We start from the raw sequence: 7118 nt of genomic DNA, 5'->3' as shown, positions 1-7118 counted from the left end.
CAGGCAGGCTCATGCAGGTACCTCCATGGCAGCGGCAGGCCGCTGGGTATATTGCGCCACCCAGCCCGCCGTATCGGCGAACAGGCGCAGCGCCTTGATGCGCCGCGTGGCGGTCAGCGTGAAGCGGTGCTCCACGCCGGCCGGTATGCGCAGGTAGTCGCCGGGCTGCACGCGCAGCACGCGCTCTTCGCCGTGGGCATCAAAAAAGCCGAACAGGCCTTCGCCTTCGAGGATGTAGCGCACCTCGTCATCGGCATGGGTGTGGGGCTTGTCGAAGCGCTCCAGCGCCTCGTCCAGGCCCGGCGTGCCTGGGTGCAGCACGACCAGGTCCATGCTGTGGTAGCCATGGGCCACGCATTCGTCGACCACCAGCATGCCCACGGCCTGGACCACGGTGGCCTTGCCGCCGTCATCCAGCTGGGCCTGCGCCAGCAGCGCGGCCAGGCCGGGCTCGGGCGCCAGCGGACGGTGCTGCCATTGCACGCCGATGGCGGCCACGAAATCCGCGTCGGAAACCCGGTGGGATGCGAGGGCGCCCATAGTCTTACCAGGCCGCCGTGTAGGCGCCCTTGAACTGCGTGTCGATGAACTGGCGCACCTCGGGCGACTGGTAGGCCTTGACGAAGGCCTGCAGGCCCGTGTCCTTCTCATGGCCGGCGCGCGTGGCGATCAGCACGGTCACGTACGGCGTGTCCGTGGCTTCCAGCGCCAGCGAATCCCTTTGCGGCGACAGGCCTGCGGCCACGGCGTAGCTGCTGTTGACGGCGGCGGCGTCCAGATCGTCCAGCGAGCGCGCCAGCTGGGCGGCCTCCAGCTCGACGAACCTCAGCTTCTTCGGATTGGCCGTGATGTCCAGCACCGAGGCACGGGCGCCCGCGCCGGTCTTCAGTTCGATCAGCTTTTGCGCGGCCAGCACCATCAGTGCGCGCGAGCCATTGGTGGGGTCGTTGGGAATGCCCACGCGCGCACCGCTCTTGAGGTCGGCCAGGCTTTTGATCTTCTTGGAGTACACGCCCATCTGCTGGTTGACCGCACGGGCCACGGGCACGAGCTTGTAGCCTCGGTCCTTGTTCTGGGCGTCCATGAAGGGCTGGTGCTGGTAGATGTTGGCATCCAGCTCACCCTGCGACAGCGCCGCATTGGGCTGGATGAAGTCGCCGAACTCGACCAGCTTCACCTTGAGGCCGTTCTTCTCGGCCACCTTCCTGGCCACCTCGGCGATCTGGGCATGCGGGCCCGAGGTCACGCCGATGGTGACCGAGCCGTCGGCCGCATGGGCCGGCAGCGCGGCCATTCCCGCCAGGGGCAGGACGGCGGCCAGGGCCAGCGATTGAAGCAATGCGCGCTTTTTCATGGAATCCCTCTTTCAGACAATCTCGCGGCAGCTTGCCGCCCCGGCCACGCCACCCGCACCGGCCGCCGGGGTGTGTGGATCAGCGGTGGCTCAACCTGCGCACCGCCCAGTCGCCCAGGCTCTGGATGGCCTGCACGAAGAAGATCAGGATGATGACCACGGCCAGCATCACGTCGGGCAAAAAGCGCTGGTAGCCGTAGCGGATGCCCAGGTCGCCCAGGCCGCCGCCGCCAATGGCGCCGGCCATGGCCGAGTAGCCGGTCAGGCTCACGAAGCTGATGGTCAGGCCTGCCACGATGCCGGGCAGCGCCTCGGGCAGCAGGATCTTCCAGACGATCTGGCCCGTGGTGGCGCCCATGGACTGGGCCGCTTCCACCAGGCCGTTGTCCACCTCGCGCAGCGCGGTCTCCACCAGGCGCGCCACGAAGGGGGCTGCCGCAATGGTCAGCGGCACCACGGCCGCCCAGGTGCCGATGGACGAGCCCGTGATCAGACGCGTCAGCGGGATGATGGCGACCAAAAGGATGATGAAGGGGGTGGAGCGCAGGGCATTGACGATCCAGCCCACGATCTTGTTGGCCGGGCCGTTCTGCAGCACGCCGCCGTGGTCGGTCAGGCGCAGGAACACACCCAGGGGAATGCCGATCAGGCCGCCCACCAGGCCCGAGACGCCGACCATGATGATGGTCTCCCACAGCGAGCTGACGAACAGCTCCAGCATCATTTCCGAAAAATTCTCAAACATCGCTCAATCCCTGGTGGAAACGATCTGCACCTGCACGCCGGTGGCGCGCAGATGGTCCACGGCGGCATCGATCTTTGCCGCATCGCCGCTGGCGAAGACGGCCAGCGAGCCGAAGGTCTGCTCCTGGATCTCGTCGATCTGCCCATGCAGGATGGACAGGTCCAGCCCCAGCTCGCGGATCAGGTGCGACAGGATGGGCTGGTAGGCGCTCTCGCCCGCATACGACAGGCGCAGCAGCCGGCCTTGCTGGCCGGGCGCCAGCTGGGCGGCCAGCGCGTTCACGCGCACGGCCACCGACTCGGGCAGTTGCTGGGGAACGATCTCGTCGATCAGGCTGCGCGTGATGGCCTGCTGCGGGCGCGTGAACACGTCGATCACGGGGCCCAGCTCGGCAATCTCGCCGCCGTCGATCACGGCCACGCGGTCGGCGATCTGCTTGATCACCTGCATCTGGTGCGTGATCAGCACCACGGTCAGGCCCAGTTCGCGGTTGACCTTGCGCAGCAGGTCCAGGATGGAGCGCGTGGTCTCGGGGTCCAGGGCCGAGGTGGCTTCGTCCGACAGCAGCACCTTGGGGTGGCTGGCCAGCGCGCGCGCAATGCCCACGCGCTGCTTTTGCCCGCCCGAGATCTGCGCCGGATAGCGGTCGCGCAGCGCGCTCAGGCCCACCAGGTCCAGCAGCGGGTCCACGCGCTTTTTGATGTCGTCGGCCGACATGCCCGCCAGCTCCAGCGGCAGCGCGGCGTTGTCGAACACCGTGCGCGAGGACAGCAGGTTGAAATGCTGGAACACCATGCCGATGTCGCGGCGCGCCGTGCGCAGCTCGGCATCGCTGAGCTGCATCAGGTCCCGGCCGCCCACCAGCACCTGGCCGGAGGTGGGACGGTTGAGCAGGTTCAGGCAGCGCACCAGCGAGCTTTTGCCCGCGCCGCTGCGGCCGATGATGCCGAACACCTCGCCCGACTCGATCTGCAGGTTGATGCCCCGCAAGGCATGGACGGGCCCGGTGGGGCCCTTGTAGGTCAGGGAAAGATCCCGAATCTCGATCATGAAAAAACGCCGCGGCGCAGGACGGCCTGGGGACGCCGCTGCGCATTGTTGGGAAGTGGGAGCAAATATAGGTTGCGCGTATAAAAACGCAAACTATAAAAAAATTAAGTAATAAGAAGCTCCGGTTATGCCCGGGACTTCACTACTTTCTGCACAACCCTCAACTATGCCTGAATGTGGACACTCCCTGACCCTGCCGGGCTATGCGCGGCGCCACGGAGCACTGAGGCAAGGCCCTTCTTGCGGCGGCGTCTGATTGACAGTATGGCCGGCACGCTGCCGTCGCGGCCTGGCGGCCCTGGCCCGCTCCTGCTTTTGACGATGGCAGGCACCCGCCGCTGCCGCCGCGCTGACGCCAGAAGCAGCCTTTGCTGACAGGCCGCGCGGCATGCGCCCTCCTACAGTGGGCTCAACCCCACAGGAGAAGAGCGCCATGCGCCCAGAACAACACTCCGGCGCCGGCAGCCAGGCCGGCGCGGCTCCCTTGTCGCGGCGCGGCTTTCTGCAGGCCGCCAGCATCGCAGGCGTCAGCGTCTGGGTGGCGCCGCTGGCCAGCCAGGCCTATGCAGCCCTCTTTGAAGATCGCGTCCTGGGCAGCGTGGCCCGCGAGCCGGCCACCCAGCTGCCGCGCATGCGGCTCGATGGCCGCTCCAAGGTCATGGGCGCCAAGGTCTTCGCCCGCGACATCCGCGCACGCGACATGCCGCACTGGCCACAGCAGCAATCCCATGCCTTCATCGTGCGCACCACGCTGGCCGACCGGCTGTTCGACGGCATGGACCTTTCTTCCCTGGACGGCGAGCTGGCACCAGACCGCGTGGTCACCGCCGAGGACCTGGCGCGCGACGGCCTGGCCTTTCCCGAGTTCTATGGAGAGGACATGCTGCTGCCCGCAGGCAAGACCCCCGCCTACCTGGGCCAGGCCGTGGCCATCCTCATCTACCACGACTTCGCGCGCTTTCGCTTTGCCAAGGAAAGGCTGCAGGCCACGGCCAGCGTCATCCGCTACGGCCGCATCACGGGCGCGCTGGACCGTCCGCCCTGGGGCGTGTTCCGCTATGTGCGCCAGGGCGGTGCCGCGGCCTTTGACGACGACGTGTTCTCCAGCCTGCGCGATGCCCCGCTGTTCCCCGCCGAACGCAAGCCGCTGGTCTGGCCGCAGATCTCCAAGGCCGACGCGGTCACGGCACGCGGCCTGCGCGCGGCCGAGCAGATCGCCCAGGAACTGGCCACGCCGCCCGCCGACTGGCTGGTGCTGCAGCGCCACTACGCCACGCAATCGGTGGACACGGCCGCGCTGGAGCCCGACAACGCCAACTGCTGGTATGACGCGGCCACGCAAAGCCTGCACATGGTGCTGGCCACGCAATCGCCGCACGAAGTGGCCGAATGGGCAGCGCAGATGGTGCAGGCCAGCAGGTTCCCGCTCAAGCGCCTTTTCGTGCACCCGTGCTACACGGTGGGCTACGGCTCCAAGGACCACGCGCCCATGCCCTACTACGGCCTGGTCTGCGCGCTGTATGCGGACGGCAAGCCCGTGCGCCTGGCCAATGACCGGTTCGAGCAGTTCCAGTCCTCGCTCAAGCGCCATGCCTTCGAGATCGACTACACCATGGCCATCGACAGGAAGACCGGCCTCTTCCAGAGCCTGGTGGCCAACATGACGGCCAATGGCGGCGGGCGCGCCAACTTCTCGCCCTCGGTCGCCATGGTCGGCGGCACGGCAGCGCAGTCCATCTACTACTTTCCCAAGAACGACATCACCGCCGTGGCCCTGGCCAGCCGCGCGCTGGACGCGGGCTCGGCACGCGGCTACGGCACGCTGCAGAGCATGGCGGCCACCGAAATGATGGTGGACGAAATCGCCGAACTGCTGCAGATCGACCCCATCGAGCTGCGCCTGCGCAACGTGCTGACCTCGGGCGCCAAGAACACCCAGGGCGCCATTGCCGCTGGCGCCCTGCGCGCCGACGAGGTGCTGGAGCGCGCCCGCCGTCACCCGCTGTGGACCGAGCGCGCCAAGCGCAAGACCGCCTACGAGGCCAGCCACCCGGGCCAGCGCTACGGCGTGGGCTTTGCCTGCGTGCAAAAGGACTTCGGCACGGGCGGCGAGGCGGCCTTCGCCCGCATCGAGATATCGCCCCAGGGCCGCGTGCTGCTGCACCACTCTGGCACCGAGATCGGCACGGGCATGGGCACCTCGCAGGCCCAGCTGTGCGTGCAATGGTTCGGCAAGCCCGCCGACGAGCTGCAGACCGCCTGCCTGGACTGGCCCGAGCTGCCGCTCAAGGCCGAGGGCGACAACTACACCATGCCCCAGGCCGACCAGGACCGCTTCGCCGCCCGGCCGCTGTGGACGCCGGTCTACGCCTCGCCGGCCAGCGCCAGCAACTCGGCCTACTACTACAGCCACGCCACCAGCGAGACGGCGCGCGTGGTCTTCGAGCACGGCCTGTGGCCGGCCGCCGTCGCCATCTGGAGCCAGGGCACGGGCGGCGGCCAGAAGGCGCCCTACGTCGTGCGCCGCGAGGACGCGCGCTGGGTCAACGGCATGCTCACGGCCAACGGCATGCAGCCGCTGTCCCTGCAGGCCCTGGCCCAGAAGGCCCATGCCATGCAGCTGGTCACGGGCGCCGTGGGCCATACCTTCAACCGCTGGCAATGGGCCGAGGCCGACTTCGACATCCTGGGCACCAGCGCGCGCCGGCCGCTGGACGCGCTGGCCGTGCGCCTGGGCAGCGCGCCCGATGCTGCCGCAGTCACGCCGGCCCCTGACACCAGCGACACGCCGCAGGCGGCCACGCCCGTCGAGGCCTCTGTCACCGCGCGGCGCAGCGCCGCCGGCTACCGCATGATTGCGCGGCGCAACCTGTTCTATCCGCCCATGCAGCGTAACAACGCGGGCGTCACCTACTACAGCGCCAATGCGGCCCTGGTCGAGCTGGCGGTGGACACGGGCACGGGCGCGGTCGAGCTGCTGGCCCACCACTCCATCATGGAGTGCGGGCGGCCCATCGTGCCCGAGCTGGTGCACGGCCAGCTCGAAGGCGGCATTGCCATGGGCATAGGCCATGCGCTGTACGAAACCCTGCCGCTGTACGAGGGCGGCCCCGGCGACGGCAACTGGAACTTCCACCGCTACCACCTGCCGCGCGGCAGCGAGGTGGCGGTCTGGAAGCAGACGGCCGAGCTGCTGCCCCCGCTGTCCGACACCGATCCACCCAAGGGCATTGCCGAGGTGGTGATGATTCCCATCGTCGCCGCCATCGTCAACGGACTGCACCACGCCATAGGCAAGCGCTTCCACGACCTGCCCGTGACCCCGCAAAAGATCAGGGAGGCACTCGCACCATGAGCCTTGTCCCGCGCCCCTTGTCGCTGACCGTCAACGGCCAGACCGTCGGCCCCATGGACGTGCCCGAAGGCATGCCCATGATCGACTTCCTGCACGAATACCTGAACCTCACCGGCTCGCGCCTGGGCTGCGGCATCGGCGAATGCCGGGCCTGCACCATCATCGTGGACGGTCCCGAGGGCAGCCGCGAAATGCGCACCTGCATCACCGGCGCCCACTACTTCCAGGGCCGCAAGGTCCGCACCATCGAAGGCATTGCCGACCCGGCCGGTGCGGACACCGCGCCCCCATCAGCCCCGGGCACCTCGGGCCAGCCGCGCAAGGTCATCGCCATCAGCCCCGTGCAGCAGAAGTACCTGGAGCATTTCAGCTTCCAGTGCGGCTACTGCACGCCGGGCTTCGTCATCGCGGCCACGGTGCTGGTCGAGCGCCTGGCCAAGGCGCCCATCCGCGCGGCCGATGTGGAACAGGTCGTGGGCGAGGCGCTGCAGCCCCACCTGTGCCGCTGCACCGGCTATGTGCGCTACTACGCGGCCGTGAAGGACCTGGTCCTGAACACGCCCGGGCTGACCTTGAAAGGATGAGCGCCATGTCCGCCGCCGACCCCAACGCGG

At 68.4% G+C, this 7118-nt stretch carries 6 protein-coding genes; 2 read left to right on the top strand and 4 right to left on the bottom strand.

Translation table 11 applies throughout. The annotated features are described in order from the left end of the window. Window positions 1-9: 9 nt before the first annotated feature. From L995_RS09730 to L995_RS09715, 4 genes are all read right to left on the bottom strand, one after another. Entirely contained in the window at window positions 10-540 is a 531-nt protein-coding gene (locus L995_RS09730; RefSeq protein ID WP_047471253.1) for a cupin domain-containing protein, read from the bottom strand. A gap of 4 nt (window positions 541-544) precedes the next feature. Beyond that, window positions 545-1354: a MetQ/NlpA family ABC transporter substrate-binding protein gene (locus tag L995_RS09725; protein ID WP_047471250.1), complete on the bottom strand. Its 810-nt coding sequence runs from the start codon at window positions 1352-1354 to the stop codon at window positions 545-547. A gap of 79 nt (window positions 1355-1433) precedes the next feature. Next, window positions 1434-2099, bottom strand: coding sequence for a methionine ABC transporter permease (locus tag L995_RS09720; protein ID WP_012205011.1), 666 nt, complete (start codon window positions 2097-2099; stop codon window positions 1434-1436). 3 nt (window positions 2100-2102) lie between these two features. After that, on the bottom strand, window positions 2103-3149 hold the full coding sequence (locus tag L995_RS09715) for a methionine ABC transporter ATP-binding protein (RefSeq protein WP_016448088.1): 1047 nt from the start codon (window positions 3147-3149) through the stop codon (window positions 2103-2105). 433 nt (window positions 3150-3582) lie between these two features. On the opposite strand from L995_RS09715, the gene L995_RS09710 reads away from it, so the two are divergent. Together L995_RS09710 and L995_RS09705 are read left to right on the top strand one after the other, a co-directional pair. Further along, entirely contained in the window at window positions 3583-6504 is a 2922-nt protein-coding gene (locus L995_RS09710; RefSeq protein WP_047471247.1) for a xanthine dehydrogenase family protein molybdopterin-binding subunit, read from the top strand. Next, a complete protein-coding gene (locus L995_RS09705) occupies window positions 6501-7088 on the top strand; it encodes a (2Fe-2S)-binding protein (protein WP_047471245.1) in 588 nt (195 codons plus the stop codon). The genes L995_RS09710 and L995_RS09705 overlap by 4 nt, the downstream gene beginning before the upstream one ends. The last annotated feature ends 30 nt before the right edge of the window (window positions 7089-7118 follow it).

The organism is Delftia sp. ZNC0008, assembly GCF_000799035.1.
Classification (GTDB): domain Bacteria; phylum Pseudomonadota; class Gammaproteobacteria; order Burkholderiales; family Burkholderiaceae_C; genus Comamonas; species Comamonas tsuruhatensis.
The sequence above is the reverse complement of the archived record's forward strand: the minus strand, read 5'-3'. Positions and strand labels throughout refer to the sequence as shown.